This is a genomic window from Pantoea sp. ARC270, assembly GCF_003236725.1.
Taxonomy (GTDB): Bacteria; Pseudomonadota; Gammaproteobacteria; order Enterobacterales; family Enterobacteriaceae; genus Pantoea; species Pantoea anthophila.
In genome coordinates this window covers 68806-91089 of record NZ_PUGA01000010.1, presented here as the reverse complement: position 1 = coordinate 91089, position 22284 = coordinate 68806, and the positions used below count along the sequence as shown (strand labels likewise).

The 22284-nt window shown below is 57.0% G+C and carries 20 protein-coding genes; 11 read left to right on the top strand and 9 right to left on the bottom strand.

Annotation, left to right across the window (positions count from 1 at the left end):
* Positions 1-122: 122 nt before the first annotated feature.
* From uxuA to CKF42_RS06915, 5 genes are all read left to right on the top strand, one after another.
* A complete protein-coding gene (uxuA, locus tag CKF42_RS06935) occupies positions 123-1307 on the top strand; it encodes a mannonate dehydratase (RefSeq protein WP_111207852.1) in 1185 nt (394 codons plus the stop codon).
* Positions 1308-1595: 288 nt separating this feature from the next.
* Complete coding sequence (locus CKF42_RS06930) at positions 1596-3185, top strand: EAL domain-containing protein (RefSeq protein WP_111207851.1); 1590 nt, start codon at positions 1596-1598, stop codon at positions 3183-3185.
* A gap of 435 nt (positions 3186-3620) precedes the next feature.
* Complete coding sequence (gene proP, locus CKF42_RS06925; RefSeq protein WP_009087842.1) at positions 3621-5126, top strand: glycine betaine/L-proline transporter ProP; 1506 nt, start codon at positions 3621-3623, stop codon at positions 5124-5126.
* 126 nt (positions 5127-5252) lie between these two features.
* Complete coding sequence (gene hemB, locus CKF42_RS06920) at positions 5253-6230, top strand: porphobilinogen synthase (RefSeq protein WP_009087843.1); 978 nt, start codon at positions 5253-5255, stop codon at positions 6228-6230.
* Between the two features lie 103 nt (positions 6231-6333).
* Positions 6334-7302, top strand: coding sequence for a diguanylate cyclase (locus CKF42_RS06915; RefSeq protein ID WP_009087845.1), 969 nt, complete (start codon positions 6334-6336; stop codon positions 7300-7302).
* Between the two features lie 26 nt (positions 7303-7328).
* Here the strand turns inward: CKF42_RS06915 and CKF42_RS06910 are convergent, their stop codons facing one another.
* The gene (locus tag CKF42_RS06910; protein WP_111207850.1) at positions 7329-8351 is read right to left on the bottom strand and encodes an alpha/beta fold hydrolase; all 1023 of its coding nucleotides are present in this window, start codon (positions 8349-8351) and stop codon (positions 7329-7331) included.
* A gap of 301 nt (positions 8352-8652) precedes the next feature.
* On the opposite strand from CKF42_RS06910, the gene CKF42_RS06905 reads away from it, so the two are divergent.
* On the top strand, positions 8653-9156 hold the full coding sequence (locus CKF42_RS06905) for a helix-turn-helix domain-containing protein (RefSeq protein WP_111207849.1): 504 nt from the start codon (positions 8653-8655) through the stop codon (positions 9154-9156).
* On the opposite strand, the gene CKF42_RS06900 is transcribed toward CKF42_RS06905, so the two are convergent.
* Complete coding sequence (locus CKF42_RS06900; RefSeq protein ID WP_009087852.1) at positions 9157-9813, bottom strand: epoxyqueuosine reductase QueH; 657 nt, start codon at positions 9811-9813, stop codon at positions 9157-9159.
* A gap of 261 nt (positions 9814-10074) precedes the next feature.
* Between CKF42_RS06900 and CKF42_RS06895 the strand changes: the two genes are divergently transcribed.
* Entirely contained in the window at positions 10075-11463 is a 1389-nt protein-coding gene (locus CKF42_RS06895; RefSeq protein ID WP_046100768.1) for a sugar porter family MFS transporter, read from the top strand.
* Between the two features lie 15 nt (positions 11464-11478).
* Here the strand turns inward: CKF42_RS06895 and CKF42_RS06890 are convergent, their stop codons facing one another.
* From CKF42_RS06890 to CKF42_RS06880, 3 genes are all read right to left on the bottom strand, one after another.
* Positions 11479-12156 carry an SDR family oxidoreductase gene (locus CKF42_RS06890; RefSeq protein WP_111207848.1) on the bottom strand — a complete coding sequence of 226 codons (678 nt, stop codon included), beginning with the start codon at positions 12154-12156 and terminating at the stop codon, positions 11479-11481.
* Between the two features lie 183 nt (positions 12157-12339).
* On the bottom strand, positions 12340-13167 hold the full coding sequence (locus tag CKF42_RS06885) for a hypothetical protein (protein WP_033736088.1): 828 nt from the start codon (positions 13165-13167) through the stop codon (positions 12340-12342).
* Between the two features lies 1 nt (position 13168).
* Positions 13169-13366, bottom strand: a complete 198-nt coding sequence (locus CKF42_RS06880) for a hypothetical protein (protein WP_033736089.1) — start codon at positions 13364-13366, stop codon at positions 13169-13171.
* Positions 13367-13659: 293 nt separating this feature from the next.
* Between CKF42_RS06880 and CKF42_RS06875 the strand changes: the two genes are divergently transcribed.
* On the top strand, positions 13660-14646 hold the full coding sequence (locus tag CKF42_RS06875; RefSeq protein WP_111207847.1) for an aldo/keto reductase: 987 nt from the start codon (positions 13660-13662) through the stop codon (positions 14644-14646).
* Positions 14647-14653: 7 nt separating this feature from the next.
* Here the strand turns inward: CKF42_RS06875 and CKF42_RS06870 are convergent, their stop codons facing one another.
* Positions 14654-15838, bottom strand: coding sequence for an NAD(P)/FAD-dependent oxidoreductase (locus CKF42_RS06870; protein ID WP_111207846.1), 1185 nt, complete (start codon positions 15836-15838; stop codon positions 14654-14656).
* Positions 15839-16081: 243 nt separating this feature from the next.
* On the opposite strand from CKF42_RS06870, the gene pitA reads away from it, so the two are divergent.
* Entirely contained in the window at positions 16082-17584 is a 1503-nt protein-coding gene (gene pitA / locus CKF42_RS06865) for an inorganic phosphate transporter PitA (RefSeq protein WP_146239924.1), read from the top strand.
* Between the two features lie 35 nt (positions 17585-17619).
* Here the strand turns inward: pitA and uspB are convergent, their stop codons facing one another.
* Positions 17620-17955 (bottom strand): universal stress protein UspB, encoded by a 336-nt coding sequence (uspB, locus tag CKF42_RS06860; RefSeq protein WP_009087864.1) that lies wholly within the window; start codon positions 17953-17955, stop codon positions 17620-17622.
* Between the two features lie 413 nt (positions 17956-18368).
* Here uspB and uspA point away from each other — a divergent pair, with 413 nt between their 5' ends.
* Together uspA and CKF42_RS06850 are read left to right on the top strand one after the other, a co-directional pair.
* Positions 18369-18806 (top strand): universal stress protein UspA, encoded by a 438-nt coding sequence (gene uspA, locus CKF42_RS06855; RefSeq protein ID WP_009087866.1) that lies wholly within the window; start codon positions 18369-18371, stop codon positions 18804-18806.
* A 306-nt stretch (positions 18807-19112) separates the two neighbouring features.
* Positions 19113-19355, top strand: coding sequence for a hypothetical protein (locus tag CKF42_RS06850; protein ID WP_111207845.1), 243 nt, complete (start codon positions 19113-19115; stop codon positions 19353-19355).
* A 115-nt stretch (positions 19356-19470) separates the two neighbouring features.
* On the opposite strand, the gene rsmJ is transcribed toward CKF42_RS06850, so the two are convergent.
* The gene (gene rsmJ, locus CKF42_RS06845; RefSeq protein ID WP_111207844.1) at positions 19471-20223 is read right to left on the bottom strand and encodes a 16S rRNA (guanine(1516)-N(2))-methyltransferase RsmJ; all 753 of its coding nucleotides are present in this window, start codon (positions 20221-20223) and stop codon (positions 19471-19473) included.
* An 8-nt stretch (positions 20224-20231) separates the two neighbouring features.
* Positions 20232-22274, bottom strand: coding sequence for an oligopeptidase A (gene prlC, locus CKF42_RS06840; protein WP_111207843.1), 2043 nt, complete (start codon positions 22272-22274; stop codon positions 20232-20234).
* Between the last annotated feature and the right edge of the window lie 10 nt (positions 22275-22284).

Sequence of the window (22284 nt, the reverse complement as noted above, 5' to 3'; positions counted from 1 at the left end):
TCGGCCCGCTGGCCGATGCAGTTTATGATGCTGCGATCCGGATCACGGCCTTGTTTTGCACACTATCATACTCTTGGTCCAGCGGCCTGACCACTGGGCCACATCACAGTTAAGGAGCAAACATGGAACATACCTGGCGATGGTACGGCCCGAACGATCCGGTTTCACTGGATGATGCGCGTCAGGCAGGCGCGACCGGCATCGTTACCGCACTGCATCACATTCCCAACGGCGAGATCTGGCCGGTTAAGGAGATCAAAGCCCGGCAGGCCCTGCTGGCGGAAAAAGGGCTGGTCTGGTCAGTCGTGGAGAGCATTCCGGTTCATGAGGCGATTAAAACCCAGCGCGGCGACTACCTGCGCTATATCGCCAATTATCAGCAGTCGATCCGCAATCTGGCCGCCTGCGGCATTGATACCGTCTGCTACAACTTCATGCCGGTGCTGGACTGGACGCGGACCGACCTCGCCTGGACGCTGCCCGACGGCGCTAAAGCGCTGCGCTTCGATGCCGACGCGTTCGCCGCGTTTGAACTCTGCCTGTTAAAACGTCCGGGTGCAGAGCAGGACTACAGCGCGGCCGAGCAGCAGGCGGCCAGAGCGCGCTTTGCCGCGATGAGCGAGGAAGAGAAAAACACGCTGGTGCGCAATATCATCGCGGGCCTGCCCGGCGCCGAAGAGGGGTACACGCTGGAGCAGTTTCAGGCGCAGCTGGCGCAGTATGACGGCATCGACAAAGCAAAACTGCGTGAACATATGGCGACCTTCCTGCGCGCCATCGTGCCGGTGGCGGAAGAGGCTGGCGTAAAACTGGCGGTGCACCCGGACGATCCACCGCGTCCTATCCTGGGCCTGCCGCGCATTATCTCCACGCAGGAAGATATGCAGTGGCTGAAGGAAACCGTCGACAGCCTGCACAACGGATTCTGTTTCTGCACCGGCTCCTACGGCGTGCGGGCCGACAATGCGCTGGTTGAGATGGCGGAAACCTATGCCGACCGCATCAACTTTGTCCATCTGCGCGCCACGAAGCGTGAAGAGAATCCCGCCAGTTTCCATGAGGCGGCGCATCTGGCGGGAGATGTCGATATGGTGGGGGTGATCAGGGTCATTCTGGCCGAAGAGCAGCGCCGTCGTCGGGCAGGCAACCTGCGGGCCATTCCTATGCGCCCCGACCACGGCCATCAGATGCTGGATGACCTGCATAAACGCACCAACCCCGGCTATTCCGCCATTGGCCGCCTGAAAGGACTGGCTGAACTGCGCGGGGTGGAAGTGGCGCTGAAGCAGATCTTTTTTACTGACTAATTCTTCATTCACGCGCCCGCCCTGCGACCGTTCCGTGACGGCGCAGGGTCTTTCGCCCACCGCTGCGCATCGCCCGTTATCCCTCGCGTCCTGCCTGCTGAATTTGTGTCGCTGAATCGCAATAAAGACAAAACAAACGTCACATAAATGACACGCACTGTTCGATAATTGACCTGAGTCAGTCTGATTGATTGCAAAAACGCTAATCTGCTCCGCCCGGAGAGATGTTATTCTGCGCAGCGGATTAGCGCCTCCTGATAACACCAATAATATTCAGAGGATTTTGCGGTGCCGCTACTGAAACGAAAACGCGACTACGCCAGGCTGGTGATTATTATCTCCGGCCTGCTGCCTCTGGTTATTGGCCTGTTTTTTACCGCACTGGATGCGCGCCACACCGTTCAGCAGCAGCAGATGAGCGCGGCAGAAACCCTGCTATCCCAGGCGGAGAGAATGAGCGACAGCGCCTGGAATATGATTACCGAGCTGCGCCAGTTTGATCAGGTGCCCTGCAGCCAGATTGAAAACCAGCTGCAGCGCATCGGCTCGCTTAATCCCTATTTTCGCGCTATCGGTAAAATGGAGCAGGGAAAAATTGCCTGTTCATCGGTGTATGGTTCACGTCCTGCCCCGCTGAAAGCGATGATCCTGCGTGATGCCCCCGTCACCGGTAAAGCCTGGTGGAGCCTGTCGATTGCCGGTACCGCCGGTGTGCCGACGCGTCCCGCCGTGATTTTTGTGCGCGACCTGCCCGACGGCGAAAGTTTCTGGGCGGTGATCGATGGGCAGTATCTGATCGATTTTATGCGCGCCATCAGCAGCACCCATCGCTACCATTTCAGCATGGATTTCAGTGATGGTGCGCCCATCTCCTATGGCGATCCGCAAATTGCCGCCGACAGCTGGTTCAAACCGTCGATTTATCAGGCATCCTCCCAGCGCTATCCGCTGACGGTCACGCTGATAGCCTCGCCCACGGAGCTGATTTCGGCCTGGCGTCAGGTGATGTTTATCATTATGCCGATGGCCGCAATCTTCTCTATTCTGCTGATGATGATAATGGCGAACTGGCTGCAGCGACGTATTTCCTGGCGCGATGAGATCCGGCGCGCTATCGCCAGCGGCCAGTTCAGAGCGCACTATCAGCCGGTCTATGACAACCGGCTGCAGCGCTGCGTCGGTGTTGAGGCGCTGCTGCGCTGGACAACCCCGGACGGCAACGGCGTGCGGCCGGATATTTTTATCGGTGCCGCAGAAGCGGAAGGCATGATTGTGCCGCTGACCCGCCACCTGCTGGCGTTGGTCGCAGAGGATGTCCGGAGCTGGCAGGTAGAGCCCCATTTCCACCTGGGAATTAACGTGGCGGCGGAGCACCTGCAGCATCCTGACTTTGTCGACGATATGCTGCACTTTGCTGAACAGGTCAGGGATAAGCAGTTCCTGATTACGCTGGAGCTGACCGAGCGCAGCCTGATCAAAGAGGGCGCGGCGGCGGCACGCAAACTGGAACACCTGCGTCACTGCGGCATGAAAGTCGCGATTGACGATTTTGGCACGGGTCACTGTTCGCTGAGCTATTTACAGACCTTCACGCTGGATTATCTCAAGATTGATCGGGGCTTTATCAACACCATTGAGTCGCTTGAGGGCAGAACACCCGTTCTGGATGCCATTATCCAGCTCAGTCATGAGCTGGAGCTGGAAGTCCTGGGCGAAGGGGTCGAAACCGCCTTGCAGTTCCGTTATCTGCAACAGCGCGGCGTGGTCTTTATTCAGGGCTACTATTACGCGCGTCCGCTGGACAATGCGGGGCTGATTGCCTGGCTGGCCGAACAGGGCAACCAGCCCGTCGAGCCGGACCTGGCCCTTACGACCTGACCGGCTACCGGCGTCTGACGACAGAACGCCGATAGCCGATTGGCCCGTCGCGGTTCTCCCTTTTGTCAGGATCATCTCCTTCGCGCTCCCTCCCTTCTCCAGCCCGTCATTTCTTCCGTCCGGAAAAGCGTGAGGACCGCCGCTCAAGTGCTGAAAAAAGCGGCGATTGTCACGCAGAGTGATAATTTTTTTGCGGAGAGAAATAGCCTTATCAGTGGCAAAAAGAGGCTACATGTAGCCCAAACATGACAGATATCACACAAAAACGGTATACTCTGTCGCTGTTCGCAATAATCACAACAGTAATTATTGTGTTAACGGGCGCTAAAACAGCGCGTATTTACGGCTATGCTTAAATTTCTCAACGTGGCGGTCTGTACGATTCATCCGGCTCGCGCCGTTGAGAACTTTCGTGTTCCATTACAGGGTAATTCTATGAAATTGCGTAGGAAGCGTGTAAAACCAATTGGGATCAATGATGTCACCATCATTGATGATGCCCGTTTACGTAAAGCCATCACGGCGGCCTCTCTGGGTAACGCGATGGAGTGGTTTGACTTCGGCGTTTACGGCTTTGTGGCCTATGCGCTGGGTAAAGTCTTCTTCCCGGATGCATCGCCAGGCGTTCAGATGATCGCGGCGCTGGGTACCTTTTCTGTGCCCTTCCTGATCCGACCGCTGGGTGGTCTGTTCTTCGGTATGCTGGGCGACAAATATGGTCGTCAGAAAATCCTTTCCATCACCATTATCATCATGTCGGTCAGTACCTTCTGTATCGGCCTGATCCCCTCCTATGCCTCCATCGGCATCTGGGCGCCGATTCTGCTGCTGTTAGCGAAGATGGCACAGGGCTTCTCGGTAGGCGGTGAATATACCGGTGCCTCGATCTTCGTGGCCGAATATTCGCCTGACCGCAAACGCGGCTTCATGGGAAGCTGGCTCGACTTTGGCTCCATTGCCGGCTTCGTACTGGGTGCGGGTCTGGTCGTGCTGATCTCTTCCATTATCGGGGAAGCGAACTTCCTTGAGTGGGGCTGGCGTCTGCCGTTCTTCGTTGCGCTGCCGCTGGGCATCATCGGTCTTTACCTGCGTCATGCGCTGGAAGAGACCCCGGCATTCCAGCAGCACGTGGACAAGCTGGAACAGGGTGACCGCGAAGGTCTGCAGGATGGCCCGAAAGTCTCCTTCAAAGAGATTGCGACCAAACACTGGCGCAGCCTGCTCTCCTGTATCGGTCTGGTCATCGCCACAAACGTCACCTACTACATGTTGCTGACGTATATGCCGAGCTACCTGTCGCATAACCTGCACTACAGCGAAGATCACGGTGTGATGATCATCATCGCCATCATGATCGGGATGCTGTTTGTTCAGCCGATGATCGGCATGATGAGTGACCGTTTTGGCCGCCGCCCGTTTGTTATCATCGGCAGTCTCGCCCTGATGGTCTTCTCGATCCCTGCCTTCATGATGATCAACAGTGGCGTGCTGGGCATGATTTTTGGTGGTCTGCTGCTGATGGCGGTGATCCTCAACTCCTTCACCGGTGTGATGGCTTCGTCACTGCCTGCCATGTTCCCGACCCACATCCGCTACAGTGCGCTGGCCAGTGCCTTTAACATCTCGGTACTGGTTGCCGGTCTGACCCCTACGCTGGCCGCCTGGCTGGTCGAGTCAACCGACAACCTCTACATGCCTGCCTACTATCTGATGGTCGTGGCCGTGATTGGTCTGATTACCGGTCTGTTCATGAAAGAGACCGCGAACAAGCCGCTGAAAGGGGCCACACCCGCCGCGTCGGATATGGAAGAAGCGCGCGAGATTCTGCAGGAGCATCACGATAACATCGAGAATAAAATCGAAGATATCGACGCAGAGATCGCCCGTCTGGAAGCGAAACGTAAAAATCTGGTGCAGCAGCATCCGGATATCAACGAGTAATCGTTCTGCTCTCCCGCCGCCCGGCGGGAGAGCATTTTTCCCCCTCCCTACCGCACACAATCCTTCATGCCCTGCGGGCAAAGGGAGTAAACTGTTGTCACTTTTTTCACCTGCGTAAGAATGAAAATGTCTGATTATTCCCTTATCCAGCGCCCAAGAAGATTGCGCGCCAGCGCGTCAATGCGTGAAATGTTCCAGGAGTCATCCCTGAGCCTGAACGATCTGGCTCTGCCCATTTTTGTTGAAGAAGAGGTCGACGACTACAAACCGATTCAGGCGATGCCTGGCGTGATGCGTATTCCGGAAAAACGTCTCGCTTATGAGATTGAGCGTATCGCCAAAGCCGGTATCCGCTCGGTCATGACCTTTGGTATTTCGCACCACACCGATGCCACCGGCAGCGATGCGTGGAACGAAAACGGTCTGGTGGCCCGCATGTCGCGTATCTGCAAAGAGACCGTGCCGGAGATGATCGTCATGTCTGACACCTGCTTCTGCGAATACACCAGCCACGGCCACTGTGGCGTGCTCTGCGATCACGGTGTCGACAACGATGCCACCCTGGAAAACCTGGGTAAGCAGGCGGTCGTTGCTGCCGCAGCCGGAGCCGATTTTATCGCCCCGTCGGCGGCGATGGATGGGCAGGTTGAGGCGATTCGTCGCGCGCTGGACGCGGCGGGCTTCACCCAGACCGCAATCATGTCCTACTCCACCAAGTTTGCCTCCTCCTTCTACGGCCCGTTCCGTGAAGCCGCGGGCACGGCGCTGAAAGGCGATCGTAAAACGTATCAGATGAACCCGATGAACCGCCGTGAAGCGATTCGTGAATCACTGCTCGACGCGGCTCAGGGCGCAGATTCACTGATGGTGAAACCGGCAGGTGCCTATCTGGATATCCTGCGTGACATCCGTGAGCGCACCGAACTGCCTCTGGCGGCTTATCAGGTGAGTGGCGAATACGCGATGATCAAGTTTGCCGCAGCGGCCGGTGCGATTGACGAGCGTAACGTGGTGCTGGAAAGCCTCGGAGCGATCAAACGTGCCGGTGCAGACCTGATTTTCAGCTATTTCGCTCTTGATCTCGCCGAACAAAAGGTGCTCTGATCCCCTCCTCATAAAGAGCGTGATCGCGATGTCACGCTCTTCTTCTCCGCCAAAAGGCAAACACCAGAACCTGGCTTCGGCTAAACCAACAAAGGTCTCTGTGATGAAAGCACCTGACATTCCTGCCGACGAGGCACAACGCTTATCGCAGCTGCGTGCGCTGAACATCATGAACACCACCGCGGAGGAACGTTTTGATCGTTTAACCCGTCTGGCCCGCCGCCTGTTTGACGTGCCTATCGCGTTAGTCAGCCTGCTGGAAGCTGACCATCAATGGTTTAAATCGGCTCAGGGCTTTGCACCGCCGGGATCGCCGCGCAATATCTCCTTCTGCGGACACGCTATCCTGCAGGATGAGATCATGATTGTTGAAGATGCGCACAAAGATGAGCGTTTTCACGACAACCCGCTCGTCACCGGCGATCCACACATCCGTTTTTATGCCGGCTGTCCGCTGCGTGCACCAGGCGGCGCCAAACTGGGTACGCTCTGCATCATTGGACGCGAACCGCGCCAGTTTGATGAAGAGGATCAGGCGACCATGCGTGACCTGGCCGCGATGGCAGAAGCGGAGCTGGTCGCCTTTCAGACCGCCACCTGCGACGAACTGACGCAGATAACCAATCGCCGCGGCTTTATGACCCTGGGACAGATGGTGCTGAACGAGTGCCGGATGAAAAACCGGCCAGCCTCACTGACGTTTCTCGACCTCGACAAGTTCAAGCAGATCAACGACTCGCTGGGCCATCGCGAAGGCGACCGTGCGCTGATGGACTTTGCCGACGCGATGAAAGTGGTGTTTAAACACTCCGATCTCTTTGCACGACTGGGCGGCGACGAGTTTGTGGTGCTGCTCAATGGCATGTCGCAGCAGCAGAGCGAAGCGCTGTTACAGCAGTTCGCCTGCTATCTGCGTCAGCAGTCGATCAGCCTGAATCGTCGTTACCATCTGCAGTTCTCTTCCGGCATCGTCGAGTTTGATCCGGCGCAGCCGCAGTCGCTGGAACAGCTGCTGCACGACAGCGATGAGCGGATGTACCAGCGTAAAAAGCAGAAGCGTGTCGCGGTGTAACCTCAGCCGCCGCCGCGGCTGAAGGGTCAGGGACGCGCCAGATCGTCGATCAGGGTCTGATTAAACTTTGCAGGCTCTTCCATTTGCGGCGCATGCCCCAGGCCCGGAAACTCAATCAGCCGCGCCCCCGGAATGCGTTTTGCGACCGCTTTACCGAGCACCCTGTAATCGCCCAGCCGCGCTTTCACCGCCGGCGGGGCGATATCGCTGCCGATAGCCGTGGTGTCGGACGTGCCGATCATCAGCGTGGTCGGCACCTTCAGATCGCCGAACTCATAAAACACCGGCTGCGTGAAAATCATGTCGTAGATTAAGGCGGAGTTCCACGCCACCTTCTCATGCCCCGGCCCGCTGTTGAGTCCGGCCAGCATATCGACCCATTTGTCATATTCAGGTTTCCAGCGGCCCGCGTAGTAGGTCTGCTGCTCATACTTCTTAATGCCCTCTGCGCTGAGCCTGAGTTCCCGCTGATACCACTGATCGACGGAACGCCACGGCGCCCCTTTCGCTTTCCAGTCCTCCAGCCCTATCGGATTAACCAGCACCAGCTTCTGCGTCTGCTGCGGGTAGATCAGCGCATAGCGCGTCGCCAGCATCCCGCCGGTGGAGTGACCCACAATTACCGCCTTCTCTACACCCAAACGGGCAAGCAGCTGATGCGTATTGTCAGCCAGCTGCTGAAAGCTGTACTGATAGCGGGCGGGTTTGGTGGCGCTGCAGAAGCCAATCTGATCGGGCGCGATAACGCGGTATCCCTGCTGACTGAGGACGCGGATGGTCTCTTCCCAGGTGGCACCACAGAAGTTTTTACCGTGCATCAGCACCACGGTTTTCCCGTTGGCACGCGCGACGGGTTTCACATCCATATAGCCCATGCTGAGCGACTGCTGCTGCGATAAAAAATCAAAATGGTGCAGAGGATAAGGGTAGTGAAAGCCTTCCAGCTGTTCGCCATAGGTTGTGGCGGCACAGGTGGGGAGAGAGGTCAGCAAGGCCAGCGAGGTCAGCAGCACAGCAAGCGGTTTCTTCAGCAGAAATGTCGGGCCCATCCGGGATTCTCCAGGTTAAAGGTGAGTCGTAAGCCTGGCAGGTCGCGGAAAAAAATCTATTGATGCGCTGTGCGGTGGCGAAGTGCTCATCCGGGCTGGCGCTGCATCCGCGCCGGTTGCCGCCTTATTCCGCCAAAAAAACCAACAGATTAATTACATCTCATCTTATTTATTAATAAGCACCGTTTAAATGAACCTCATGAGAGGTTGCGATTCAAATCCTGAAGAATCTTTACGCAAAGAATAAGCACATTAAGATAAATAATTCAGAATGCCCGCACGTTAAACGGGGGGGGTGCCTATGAACGACAATAAATATAATGAAAGCGTAATTGTCTCCATCACTGAGTGGATTAATCACAATCTCGATCAGCGTTTAAGTATTGATGATATTTCGGAAAAGGCGGGTTATTCCAAATGGTATCTGCAGAAACTTTTTGCCCGCTATCATAATGAAACACTGGCGCGCTATATCCGCAGAAAAAAGCTTAACGCCTGTATTCATGATTTAAAAAACAGCCGTACACCCATTATCAGCCTGGCGCTGAAATACCATTTTGAAAGCCAGCAATCCTTTACCCGCTCTTTCAAACAGATGATGGGCTGCACGCCGAGCGCCTGCCGCAAGCGTCCGCTGAGTAATGGGAGCAGCACAGCGCTGGCAGACGCGCAGAATCCCTGTGCCCTGTGCGGCTACGCGCGGCCCGACGCGGAGATTCAGCCGCGCTGTGCCGTCACGGTGCGCCCTGTTACGCGCCCGGCACGCGGTTATGCGCAGGCCGACACTTTCCGCGATGCCGGTTAATCACTCATCCGGCTGATAATACTGCACACCAATCTGAATCCGCTCACGTCCCTGAGCAACGCGATGACGATTGGTGTCGCGCAGTGAATAGACACAGCCGCAATATTCCTGCTGATAGAAACTTTCGCGCTTGCTGATTTCAATCATGCGGGCCGACCCGCCACCTTTACGCCAGTTAAATTCCCAGTAGAGCAGATCGGGATAAGCGGCCGCTGCACGGACACCGCAGCTGTTAATCTGCTTCATGTCTTTCCAGCGTGAAATCCCCAGACAGCTGGTCATAACGGGAAAGCCATTTTCATGCGCATAGAGCGCGGTTCGCTCAAAGCGCATATCAAAGCACATGGTGCAGCGTTCACCGCGCTCCGGCGACCACTCCAGACCGCGCGCCCGCTCAAACCAGTTATCCCGGTCGTAGTCAGCATCAACAAACGGCACGCCAAATTTTTCAGCAAAACGAATATTCTCCTCTTTGCGCAGCTCATACTCTTTGAGCGGATGAATATTCGGGTTGTAGAAATAGATCGTGTAATCAATGCCGGATGCCAGCATCGCTTCCATCACTTCACCCGAACAGGGGGCGCAGCAGGAGTGCAGCAGGACTTTATTGTGACCGCCCGGCAGAGGCAGCGGCTGACGCTGGAAAGGTTCAGACATAAACACCTTCAATCAATAGCAGGAAAGCGGCAGTGTAATGCCGCCGGTGACGAGTTGCAAAATCTGCGCGGCTTTGTGTAATCGTGCCCCTGCCCCTGTTTTGCCTTCGTCGTCACCCCATTGATATCTCATGCTTTATTTTGCGGCTCTGTCTGACTGAGCGGTAACAGTGGTCGGAAGTGTGATCGGCAACACACTGACGTCGACTATGTTTACATAACATTAACAATGTTGACACTGGACTACCGCAAGGAGACTCGCATGGGCGCGGCAAAAAAATCGGGAAGTACGCAGAACCGCTTTACCTGGTTCGTCTGTTTTATGGCTGCGCTGTCCGGCCTGCTGTTTGGCCTGGATATTGGCGTCATCGCCGGTGCCCTGCCGTTTCTGGCGAAGGATTTGCAGATCACCAACCATCAACAGGAGTGGGTGGTCAGTTCGATGATGTTTGGCGCGGCGCTGGGTGCGCTGGCGGCGGGCTGGATGTCATCAAAGCTGGGTCGCAAGAAAAGTATGCTGGCAGGCGCGACGCTGTTTGTGATTGGCTCGCTCTGGTCAGCCTTCTCACCGGATGTGACCTCGCTGGTCTGCGCGCGCGTGATTCTGGGCCTGGCGGTAGGCATCGCCTCCTACACCGCGCCGCTCTATCTGGCCGAGATTGCGCCTGAGCGTATTCGCGGCTCAATGATCTCCATGTATCAGCTGATGCTGACCACCGGCATCGTGGTGGCCTATCTCTCCGACACGGCTTTCAGCTACAGCGGTAACTGGCGCGGCATGCTCGGGGTCATCGCGATTCCGGCGGTGATCCTGTTTATCGGCGTACTCTTTCTGCCCAACAGCCCGCGCTGGCTGGCGGCGCACGGTCGGTTTAATGAGGCGCAGCGGGTTCTGGACCGCCTGCGTAACAGCAGCGAGCAGGCCCGTGAGGAGCTGGAGGAGATCCGGGAAAGCCTGCAGGTGAAACAGCGCGGCTGGTCACTGTTCCGCTCGAATGGCAATTTCCGCCGCGCGGTGTGGCTCGGCATGCTGCTGCAGGTGATGCAGCAGTTTACCGGCATGAACGTCGTGATGTATTACGCCCCTAAAATCTTCAACATCGCCGGGTTCTCCAGCACCAGTGAGCAGATGTGGGGCACGGTGATTGTCGGGCTGGTCAACATGCTGGCGACGCTGATTGCCATCTTCTTTGTGGATCGCTGGGGCCGCAAACCCATGCTTACCACCAGCTTTCTGGTGATGGCCGTGGGGATGGGGGTGCTGGGCACGCTGCTGCACATCGGCGTTGAGACCGACTTCCGCAAATATTTTGCGGTGGCGATGCTGCTGATGTTTATCGTGGGCTTTGCGATGGCAGCCGGTCCGGTTGTCTGGCTGCTCTGTTCCGAGATCCAGCCGCTGAAAGGGCGTGACTTCGGGATTACCGCCTCCACGACCACCAACTGGGTCGGCAATATGATTGTAGGGGCAACCTTCCTCACCCTGCTCGATCAGTTGGGGAATGCCAACACCTTCTGGTTCTACGGCGCGCTGAATCTGGTGTTTATCGTGCTGACGATGATGCTGGTGCCGGAGACCAAACATGTGACGCTGGAGCACATCGAACGCAATCTGATGAAAGGCAAAGCGCTGCGTGATATCGGGGCGTAACCGCCCCGACGCAGCTTACCACTGCAATGACTGGCCGGCGTAATCGACGTAGTGATGTCCTCCACGACCGCGCCAGTGGGTCAGCTGCCGGACGATACCTTCCGCGCTCTCTTCTGCCGTCAGGGGCGCGCTTTCGCCACCCATGTCGGTTTTTACCCAGCCGGGATGCAGCGTCAGCAGCGTTCCGCCCTGCGCGTCCACAGCAGCGGTCAGGGTGCGGCTTAACATGTTCAGTGCCGCTTTGCTGGCAGCATAAATCGGCATCTGCGCATCCGGGTTTTCATTCAGGCTGCCGAGCTGGGAGGAGGTCAGTGCCAGCACACCACTCGGCTTCAGCAGTGGCAGTAATATTTCTGCGCTGCGTACCGGCGCGATGGCATTGGTCAGGAAGAGCTGCGCCAGTTCCTGATCGTCACTCTGCGACAGGGTCTGGTGCGACGGCCCGGAAATGCCGGCATTAATCAGAATGGCATCGAACCCCTCACCGGTGAGCTGGCCAGCCAGCTCTTCCACCGCTGACGCCTGGGTCATATCCAGCGCGTGCCAGCGGATTTCGGGCCGGTTGCCCTGCGCCGGGATGCCGCTGCGATGGGTGGCCGTGACCTGCCAGCCCTGCCCGGCGAACGCCTGCGCCACCGCCAGGCCGATACCGCGTGAGGCGCCGATAATCAGTACCTTATTTTGCTGAGCCATATTCACTCCTCGTTAGTGGTTTCATCACAAGCTTAACGGCAAATCGGCGCAGAGCGCGGCCCGCCGTGCTTTTTCGCCGGGCCACCGCACGTCAGGTAACTTTTCGCTGCTCGCAGAGGGGGTGAAGGCAGGTATCAGGCGCCTGATGAGCGCGCCTGATGAAGGGATAGGAGCGGGTTTTGATTATCCCTGCGTGTCCCGGCTTTTATCATCCGGACTGTCGCCGTTCTCGTTCCCCTGGCTCTTCTCCACTTCCTGGGGATGGCCCATTGAGAGCGCCGTGGCGCTGGCCGGATCGAACAGTGACAGGCTTTCAATCTGGTCAACCATGATCACCTTACGAAACGACATCGCATCTTTCGGTGTCGAGTCGAGCGTAATGCCATGCTCGGCATACCATTTGCTGTAGTTGTGCTCCACCGCCAGCTTCAGCGTCTTGCTGTCGCGATAGCCGCTCAGCATCGGAATCAGCACAATGTTTTTGGTGCTCTCATATTCGAACGTGGAGGCGTGAACCATGCCGATGTAGATGCGGCGGGACTTCAGCGTGATCCACGCCAGTTCACCCTCTTCCATGCACTGAAACAGCAGTTGCTCCACGCCGTTAGATCGGGAGAGCCGCTGATAGAGATCTTTACGGCCTGAAACGTTCAGCCGTGCGCTGCCCGCCCAGTTAGAGCGGTAGAGACAGAGCAGGATCGCGAAGGCCAGCATAATGACGACCGGTGCCTGGATGCCGAGAAAGCTCCAGTTCATGAACTCCACCTGCCACTTCAGATGGGCGCCCGGTATGACCTGAACAGCATTCGCCAGCGCGGAGATGCCCAGCAGCAGCAGCCAGACAAGGCCGGTGGCAAAGACCCCCTGCAGGACAAAAATACAGCCATACAGCGCGACCAGGAAATAGACGTCCCAGCCTGATGAGCGGCGGATTTTAAAACGGCTGTTGAGATCGCGGCTGGTGTACCAGTAACCACTCACCATCAGGACCATGAATATTGCGGTACCCACCTCAGACTCCCTTTAACGCGTTCACATGGCGGGAAAAATCTTCGTGGACTTCCTCGCTCAGCGTGTTGACCGAGATATTGCCGTTTTCATCAATGATGATGCGTTCACCTTCGGCAATCGAGTCGTTGATATCCTGGCGGGTCATGATCTGCAGAAATTTCTCGGGACTGGCAAAGACCGACTTAATAAACCTGAACATAGCGATCCACTTGTGAGTCAAAAAAAGAAGTATGTGACTGAATCCACACTCTCGCCCAATTAATTTCAGGGGAAATTTCTTAAAATCAGCTAATTAGCGAAGCGGTAAGGCGTTGTTTCCGGCGATTTTTTCCTGAAAACCTCAACGTTACCAGCGGCCTGGCGTCGCAGACGCCTCCTGTTTTGTTGGATTGAGCTGCGGGGACGCGGCGCGCTCTCCCGGCCAGGAAAGACTAAGCTCAAGGGTCATCCGCGTACTCTTACCCTGTCTGAAACGCATCGAGGAAAGTTTGCATGAAACTACGAACACTGGGCCGTACCGGTCAGCGCGTCTCTGAAATTGGCTTTGGCGCCTGGGCTATCGGCGGAACCTGGGGAGAGGTCAGCCTGGAGGATGCCAGAGCCGCACTGCATGCCGCGCTGGATGCGGGCGTCACCTTTATCGATACCGCCGACGTCTATGGCGATGGCCGCTCTGAAAAAATCATTGCCGAGGTGCTGAAACAGCGCGGCGGCGAACGCCCTTTCGTGGCTACCAAGCTGGGGCGGCGCCTCTCTCCCCATGTGGCTGAAGGCTACAATGCGAAAAACCTCAACGATTTCATTGACCGCTCGCGGGATAATCTGCAAACCGACACGCTGGATCTGGTCCAGCTGCACTGCCCGCCAACCGAGGTCTATTACAGCCCGGAGGTTTTTGCGGTGATGGATGAGATGGTGGCCGCCGGAAAAATCCGTCACTACGGCGTATCCGTTGAGAAAGTCGAAGAGGGTCTGAAGGCGCTGGAGTTTCCCAACGTCGCGTCCATTCAGCTGATTTACAACATTTTCCGCCAGCGTCCGGCTGAACGGCTTTTGCATGAGGCGAAAAGCCGTGATGTGGCTATCATCGCCCGTGTGCCGCTGGCATCAGGCCTGCTGACCGGCAAAATGCACGCCGACAGCGTATTTGCCGCTGACGATCACCGCACCTTTAACCGTCATGGCGAAGCGTTCGATAAAGGAGAGACCTTTTCCGGCGTGCCTTATGAGGTGGCGCTGGAGGCGGTTGAGGAGATTCGCCGCTTTGTTCCGGGCGACATCACGATGGCCCTGTTCGCGCTGCGCTGGATCCTGATGAACGACGATGTCAGCGTGGTCATTCCCGGTGCGAAAAATCGCGAGCAGGCGGAAGCAAATGCGCGTGCCAGCGGCGTTGACGCGCTCTCTGCGGAAACGATGACGGCGCTGAAGCAGCTCTATCAGGAGAAGATCGCGCCCCACGTGCATCAGCGCTGGTAAACGGGCGTTACAACGCCTGGGCGCAGGCCCAGGCGGAACTCCAGGCCCACTGGAAGTTATATCCCCCCAGCCAGCCGGTCACGTCCGCCACTTCACCAATAAAGTAGAGTCCCGGCACCGCGCGCGCCTCCATGGTTTTTGAGGAGAGCTGCGTGGTGTCCACGCCGCCCAGCGTCACTTCGGCGGTGCGATACCCCTCGGTGCCGTTTGGCTGGATGCGCCAGGCGTGCAGGGTCTGCGCCAGTTCCGTTTGCTGTCGGCTGTTGAGCTGCTTCAGCGTGACATCCGGCACCACGTTCAGCGCCTGCAGCACTTCCACCAGACGTTTCGGCAGGATTTTGGCCAGACTGTTTTTCAGGCTGAGGTTAGGATGGGCGTCGCGCTGCGCCGTCAGAAACGGTGCCAGCGGGGTGGCGGGCGACAGATCGACCGTCACGAACTCACCCGGCTGCCAGTAGCTAGAGATCTGCAACACCGCCGGGCCGGATAGCCCGCGATGGGTGAAGAGCATCGCCTCTTTAAAGCGGGTACCATCCTCGGCATCGATGGTGGTGTCCAGCGCGACGCCAGAGAGCGTCTGCAACTGCTCCAGCAACGGTTTATGCAGGGTAAAGGGCACCAGTGCGGCCCGCGTCGGGAAGACGCTCAGCCCGAACTGCTCCGCAATTTTGTAGCCAAACGGCGAGGCACCCAGACCCGGCATCGACAGGCCGCCGCTGGCGATCACCAGCTTTTCAGCCTGCACCGTGCTGCCGTTGAGTTGCAGCGTATAACCGTGCTCATCGCGCGTGACGCTGAGCACTTCACTGCGCAGCCGCAGAGTGACATTGCCCCTGTCACACTCGGCCATCAGCAGATCGACAATCTGCTGCGCAGAGTCGTCGCAGAAGAGCTGGCCCAGGGTTTTCTCGTGCCAGGCGATGCCGTGGCGATTAACCAGATCGATGAAATCCCACTGGGTATATCTGGCCAGCGCCGACTTGCAGAAGTGGGGATTGTGCGACAGATAAGCCGCCGGTTCCGTGTAGAGATTGGTGAAGTTGCAGCGCCCGCCGCCAGACATCAGAATTTTGCGGCCCGGCTTCTTGCCATTATCCAGCAGTAATACGCGGCGTCCCCGCTGTCCGGCCTGGGCGGCACAGAACAGGCCTGCGGCCCCGGCACCAATGATGATAACGTCAAACTGTTCCACTGCAGCTCACTCATATAACAGGAAAGGCGCAGATTGTAGTGATCTGCTCACTGAGACGCCAGCGTCAAAAAATTGCCGTAAATGTGTCATAATGTATCTGCTTAATATCTAACCCTTTTTCGCTGACTTACGCGTCAGGCTTACAACGAAAGGTCAAATTAGGGCTATATTTTCCTTTCCCATACAGCACGTTGTCGCGGATAATGCGCCGCGTTCATGTCCTCCAAAAATGGCGTAACGTTTATGCTACATCTGTTTGCTGGTCTAGACCTCAGTACGAGTCTGTTATTGGTTCTTGCCCTGCTGTTTGTATTGTTTTACGAAGCGATCAACGGTTTCCACGACACGGCCAACGCGGTTGCGACGGTCATCTATACCCGTGCCATGCGTGCCCAGCTTGCTGTGGTCATGGCAGGCGTATTCAACTTCCTTGGCGTGCTGCTCGGTGGATTGAGTGTCGCTTACGCTATTGTTCATATGCTTCCCACCGACCTGCTGTTAAATGTGGGATCGGCACACGGTCTCGCCATGGTGTTTTCTATGCTGCTGGCGGCGATTATCTGGAACCTCGGCACCTGGTATCTCGGTCTGCCGGCCTCCAGCTCCCATACGCTGATCGGCGCCATTATCGGTATCGGTCTGACTAACGCCCTGATGAGCGGCACCTCGGTCGTTGATGCCCTCAACATCCCGAAAGTGCTGAATATCTTCCTTTCTCTGATCCTGTCGCCGATCATCGGCCTGGTGATTGCGGGTGGCTTAATCTTTATTCTGCGCCGCTACTGGAGCAGCACCAAAAAGCGTGCGCGTATTCATATGACGCCTGCTGACCGTGAGAAGATCGACGGCAAGAAGAAGCCGCCGTTCTGGACCCGTATTGCCCTGATTGTATCGGCAATCGGTGTCAGCTACTCGCACGGGGCAAACGACGGCCAGAAAGGCATTGGTCTGATCATGCTGGTCCTGATTGGCGTGGCTCCGGCGGGGTTCGTGGTCAACATGAATGCCTCCGGTTACGACATCACGCGCACCCGCGATGCGGTCAATCACCTGGAGCAATATTATCAGCAGCATAGCGCCTCGCTGACGCATATCATCCAGATGGCACCGCCAAAACTGCCGACACCGGAAGAAGTGCCGGCCACCAGCCCGCAGGAGTTCCACTGTGACAGCGCCCGCGCGCTGCAGGCGGTTCAGCGTGCTCAGGGACTGCTGAATAACCTGCAGAGCTACGATCAGCTGACGGTTGAACAGCGCGGTCAGATGCGTCGTCTGCTGCTCTGCATCTCCGACACTGCCGACAAGGCGGCGAAACTGCCGGAGACCACGCCCGATGACAAACGCTTCCTCGGTAAGCTGAAAAGCGACCTGCTCGGCACCATCGAGTATGCGCCGGTCTGGATCATTATGGCTGTGGCACTGGCGCTGGGCACCGGCACCATGATTGGCTGGCGTCGTGTCGCCACCACCATTGGTGAAAAAATCGGTAAAAAAGGCATGACCTACGCGCAGGGCATGTCAGCTCAGGTGACGGCCGCGCTGTCGATTGGCGTCGCCAGCTACACTGGTATGCCGGTTTCGACCACGCACATCCTCTCCTCATCCGTTGCCGGTACCATGCTGGTTGACGGTGGCGGATTGCAGAGCCGGACCATCAAGAACATCGCGATGGCGTGGGTCTTCACCCTGCCGGTCTGTATTGTGCTGTCAGGTTCGCTCTACTGGATTGCGTTAAAACTGGTGTAATGCCAGCTAAAAAGGGCGACTCCGGTCGCCCTTTTTTAATGCCAGATCGCCAGCGCCACCAGGCTGATAATGACCAGTCCGCACAGCGCGCTGGTCAGAATAAACTGCCCCCGCACCCGCTCGCAGCGCCGGATAAATTCATCGTCATGATGGTCGAGATAGCGCTTAGCCCAGATATAGGTCACCAGCCTCACCTGCTTGCTCGGCTGACCGTGAGAGGTAAAAAAGCCCGCGCCGTCGACATACTGATAGAGCAGTGGATCGCACCCCCGTAATACCGCCAGCAGTGCGCGCAGAGATGAAAAATAGCGCGCCATATTCACGATGCATACCACACAAAGCGCCCAGAAAAGCGCAACCGTGCTGATCATATTCTCCCCCTCCCGACTGGCGGCGCAGTCGCTGACCCAGCGATAAATCCCTGAGCAAACCTGCCGTCATCACCAGCCACTGAATCACCGGACTGCGAAAGTTTTCGACCCCCTGAGCGGCTGCGAATCGGACCGCCTTTTTTCAGTGTAGGAGAAATCTTTACGTTTTTTCCAACGATGATTTTCGTTCGGCGCGAGTAAATCCGGCACAGCCTTGATCTTATTCACAAGCCAGACGGCAACCACAGCATTTACGGTGAGAGAAGACTATACTCAGGGCATAACTACATCACCTGCAACGCAGGCAGACACTTTGGTGGCGCTCATCGCCCGCTCGCGCAAGGGATTTCGCTCAGCTGTGACGCGGCAGGAACACCGGATGCCATCCTTAATCTCGCGAAAGGAGTTTTATCATGGCTTATAAACATATCCTGATTGCAGTAGACCTTTCCCCCGAAAGTCAGTTACTGGTGGATAAGGCCGTTTCGCTGGCTCGCCCGTACGATGCCCGCATTTCCCTGATTCACGTCGACGTGAACTACTCCGACCTTTACACCGGTCTGATCGACGTTAACCTGGGGGATATGCAGAAGCGTATCTCGGAAGAGACGCACACTGCCCTGAAAGGGTTATCAGAGGCAGCCGGTTATCCGATCAGTGAAACCCTGAGCGGCAGCGGCGACCTGGGTCAGGTTCTGGTCGATGCCATTAAGAAGTATGACGTTGATCTGGTGGTCTGCGGTCATCATCAGGATTTCTGGAGCAAGCTGATGTCTTCGGCCCGTCAGCTGATTAACACGGTGCATATCGATATGCTGATTGTGCCGCTGCGCGATGCCGACGACGAATAAATCCTTTTCTGAAAGCCGGCGTCAGCCGGCTTTTCTCTGTCGTCTCTTTCAGGTTCTGCCCGGCCCCCCGCATTTATCCGCTTCATTTCGCTTATCTGAACATCATATTAAAACCGGCGTTACATTAATGAATTATTGATTCGCTAATGCGAATCGTTTTATTACATGCAGCGCGCTGTTTATCACAATTTTACTATGGGCAACCTTTTTTCCATTCGCTATCTTTCGCCTGCTCTCTGATCTGTTTGCATCAGAGAGAGCAGGAAAAAAATAAACTGATCTATTCAATCAATAAGGACATTAACAATGAGAGAAATTAACGAGAAAGAAATTGCGGCGGTAAGCGGTGCCGGTCTGCCTGAATTTCTGGGTGACGTGAACAGCGCACTGACGGACGTTTCGGGCTTACTGGACAGCGCCCTGACGTCGCTGAAAGAAAGCACCGGATTCGGAGCGCGAGTGAGTCTGACCTTCAGAGCCCTGGGCCTGAACGTGGCCAAAAGCTTTCTGACCGCCTTTTCCGGCTTTCTGGCGACTATATCGGCCTGATCTCCTTTCATCCTGTTTGTAGAATAACGCAAACAGGAGAGGCTATAGCATGCCTGAAATCTTATCAGGCATGCTTTTTAAACAGCAACGGCATCGCCACTCGCGCTGACATGCGTTATTCGCTGAGCGGGGGATAAATATCAAAGCGATGACTTTTAGTCACTACGGCGGCCTGCGTCACCACATCCGCCAGCGGCGGCGCATAGTCTGGCCGTTTCACCACAATGCGTTTTCTGGCCAGCCGGCGGGCAGGTTCCAGTAACGCATCCGCATCCTCATCCGGCCCCACCAGCGACTGAAAGACCCGCATCTCCTTTTTCACCAGCGCACTTTTCTGGCGATGGGGATACATCGGATCGAGATACACGACGTCAGGCGGTGGCGTAATATCACCCAGTGCCTGGGCACTGGCCGCATGAATCAGCGTCAGCCGCTCGCGCAGCCAGGGACCGATTTCCGCATCCTGATAGCCACGCTGCAGACCATCTTCCAGCAGTGCTGCCACCACCGGATGGCGCTCCAGCATCCGTACCCGGCAGCCCAGCGCCGCCAGCACAAACGCATCGCGTCCCAGACCGGCGGTCGCATCGACCACATCCGGCAGATAACTGCCTTTGATGCCGACCGCTTTGGCGACGGCTTCACCGCGTCCTCCGCCGAAACGACGGCGATGGGCCATGGCGCCGGTGACGAAATCAACAAAAATACCGCCCAGCTTTGGCTCATCCCGCTTACGCAGTTCAAGGTGGGTCGCGGTCTGCACCAGCGCCAGCAGCGCGGTGTCATCCTGCTCCAGCTGCCAGCGCTGCGCTAAACGTGACAAGGCGCCGTCTCCGGCGCCTGATTCATCGAGCAAACAGATTTTCACGAACCGACTTATCCCTGAATGCCGTAATGTTCCAGCATCGCATCGAGCTGCGGCTCACGGCCACGGAAGCGCTTAAACAGCTCCATCGGCTCTTCCGAACCGCCGCGCGTCAGGATGTTATCCAGGAACGACTGGCCGGTTTCGCGGTTGAAGATCCCCTCCTCTTCAAAACGGGAATAGGCATCCGCCGCCAGCACGTCCGCCCACAGATAGCTGTAGTAACCTGCCGCATAGCCGCCCGCAAAGATGTGGCTGAAGGCGTGCGGGAAACGGCCCCATTCCGGACCAGGCACCACCGCCACGCGGCTTTTCACTTCGCGCAGGGTTTCCAGAATCTGCGCGCCTTTTTCCGGGTTGAATTCGGTATGCAGACGGAAATCGAACAGGCCGAACTCCAGCTGACGCAGGATAAACAGCGCGGCCTGATAGTTCTTCGCCGCCAGCATTTTATCCAGCAGGGCTTTCGGCAGCGGTTCGCCGGTCTCATAGTGTCCGGAGATAAATGCCAGCGCATCCGGCTCCCAGCACCAGTTTTCCATAAACTGGCTTGGCAGTTCGACCGCATCCCATGGCACACCGCTGATACCGGACACGCCAGGCGCTTCGATGCGGGTCAGCATGTGGTGCAGACCGTGACCGAACTCATGGAACAGGGTAATCACTTCGTCATGGGTGAAGAGCGCAGGTTTCCCCTTCACCGGACGGTTAAAGTTACAGGTCAGATAGGCGACCGGCTTCTGCAGGGTGCCATCGGCTTTACGCATCTGACCCACGCAGTCATCCATCCAGGCGCCGCCACGTTTGTGTTCGCGGGCATAGAGGTCGAGATAGAAGCTGCCGCGCAGTTCGCCGGTTTCATCGAACAGATCGTAGAACTTCACGTCAGGATGATAGACCTCAACGTCGTTACGCTGCTTCGCACTGATGCCGTAGATGCGTTTGACCACTTCAAACAGGCCAGCGACCGCACGCGCTTCAGGGAAGTAAGGGCGCAGCTGCTCATCGCTGATGGTATAGAGATGCTGCTTCTGCTTTTCCCCGTAATAGGTGAGATCCCACGGGTTCAGCTCTTCAACGCCATGCTCTTTTTTCGCGAAGGCGCGCAGCTGCTCCAGCTCTTTTTCCCCCTGCGGACGGGCGCGTTCGGCCAGGTCATTCAGGAAGTCGATCACCTGAGACGGGCTCTGGGCCATTTTGGTCGCCAGCGATTTGTCGGCGTAAGAGTCAAAGCCCAGCAGCTGTGCCAGCTCGTGACGCAGCGCCAGCTCTTCCGCCATGATCGGGCCGTTATCCCATTTCCCGGCGTTTGGCCCCTGATCGGAGGCGCGTGTCGCATAGGCGCGATACATCTCTTCACGCAGCGCCGCGTTGTCGCAGTAAGTCATCACCGGCAGATAGCTTGGGATATCCAGCGTCAGCAGCCAGCCCTCCTGCTCTTTGGCTTCGGCCTGCGCTTTCGCCGCCGCCAGCGCACTTTCTGGCATACCGGCCAGCTCACTTTCGTCGGTGATCAGTTTGCTCCAGCCCATGGTGGCATCCAGCACATTGTTGCTGTACGCCGAGCCCAGCTCGGAGAGGCGCGCGGCGATTTCGCCATAGCGCTGCTGCTTCTCTTTCGGCAGACCGATACCGGAAAGCTCAAAATCGCGCAGGGCGTTATCTACCGCTTTCTTCTGCGCCAGATCCAGGGTCGCGTACTGATCGCCCTCTTTCAGATCGCGATACGCCTGATACAGTCCCTCATGCTGACCCACCCAGGTGCTGTACTCCGACAGCAGCGGCAGCGTCTGCTCATAGGCTTCGCGCAGCTCCGGGCTGTTCTTCACGGCATTGAGATGGCTGACCGGCGAGAAGATACGGCTCAGGCGGTCATCCGTTTCAGCCAGCGGCTGAACCAGGTTATCCCAGGTGTAAGGCGCGCCGTGCGCCACGACTTTTTCAACTTCTGCGCGACACTGACTGAGCACTTCAGTCACAGCAGGCACCACATGTTCAGGCTGGATGGCAGAAAAAGGGGGAAGCGTAAAAGATGTCAGTAGCGGATTGGTCATAGCGCAGTCC